A 1,406-nucleotide genomic window follows, 5' to 3' on the forward strand; every position below is an offset into this window, starting at 1 on the left:
AGCAGGATCGCTCCGGATTCGTCGGTGACGAGCAGATTGCAGGCCACGACAAGGGAATTCGGCTTGGGTGCCTTTGGGTCGCCGTGAGAACGGCATCACCCACCGGTTGACCGCACCGCGGACCCCGACCACCACCGGCAAAATCGAACGCTTCCACGGGTCTCTTCGCCGCGAACTGCTCGATAGCCATCCTCCGTTCAACTCTCTCGCACATGCCCAAACGGTCATCGACACCTGGGTCACCGGCTGCAACACCGACCGACCTCACCAAGCCCTCGATATGACCGCACCGGTCGACAGATTCTCCACCACCGCACCCGAACACAGCGTCGGCGAATTGGCGCTGGTGCTGGTGCTGGTGCTGAAAACCGAAATCGAATTCACCGCCGACGACCCGATCGACATCGACATCGACGCGGTATCGGAATCGAAGATCACGCCCATCCTGCGCACCCTGCCCAACCCACTGACCACCAGAGCCGCAGCCCTCCTGCGCGGAGCCCGGCCCGCCGCACCACCCACGCACGTCCCCGCCGCACCGGTCACCGTCGAACGCATCGTCTCCAGCAGCGGCAGCATCATGATCGCCCGCCAACGCATCCAGATCGGCCGCAACCACGCCCGCGCCGTCGTCACCGCCACTGTCGATGAGGACACCATCACCGTCCACCACGGACCCCACCTACTGATCCGCACGCCACGCACGAACACCACCCCAGTCACCCGCCACAGAGCCAGCAACCACTGACACCTGCGCGAGCGAGTTGGCCCGTGAGGCTCGAGGGAGCCCACACCCTAGATCCGACGTCAAGCCTCCAGTCAAGCCAAAACGTCAAGGATCAAATGAAGCCCGACACTCGCACAACGCGGGAAAAGCCTGAGTGAACACCACTTTCACCCAAATCTGAACGTTGCCCTGCTCCACCATGAGTTACGTCCAGACCGGACGGACGAACCTCGGGAAATGGTTGCGGTTCAACGGATCATCTCGCTGTGACCGGATAAGGTGAAGGCACCTCCGGCCGAGGGGCGGTGGACTTGGTCCACACACCGCGCCCAGGGAGGAGGTGGTGGGGATGGCGAAACATCGCCGGAGAAAGCAAGAGACCCCGGTCGACTACGGCATCATCTTGGCAGCTGCTGCCATGATCGCCGGGGCGCTCATGCTGGTCCGCCGAGTGCGGTCTAGGTAACCCACCAGGTGGGGCCGTCAAGCAGGGCGGTCCCACCGCTCGGCATCACTCGCGTGACAAACCCATGATAGTTGACTTAGAACGCTCTCGGAATGCCATCGCAAGATGTAGCGCTGGTCAGAAACAGAACCGAGTCGCCATCCAACACCGAGCCGAACTGCTCCAGGCCCTCCACCGGGTACCAGACATCCCGTTGTCCGCTTGCCACAGGAA

1 protein-coding gene is annotated in these 1,406 nt (G+C 62.8%); it reads left to right on the forward strand.

Features of this window, described 5'->3' with window-relative positions; genetic code table 11:
* Positions 1 to 67: 67 nt before the first annotated feature.
* Positions 68 to 748, forward strand: a complete 681-nt coding sequence (locus K940_RS34195) for an integrase core domain-containing protein (RefSeq protein WP_081706552.1) — start codon at positions 68 to 70, stop codon at positions 746 to 748.
* Positions 749 to 1,406: the final 658 nt, after the last annotated feature.

The sequence above is a fragment of the Nocardia sp. CNY236 genome (genome assembly GCF_000482385.1).
In the GTDB taxonomy this organism is placed as follows: domain Bacteria; phylum Actinomycetota; class Actinomycetes; order Mycobacteriales; family Mycobacteriaceae; genus Nocardia.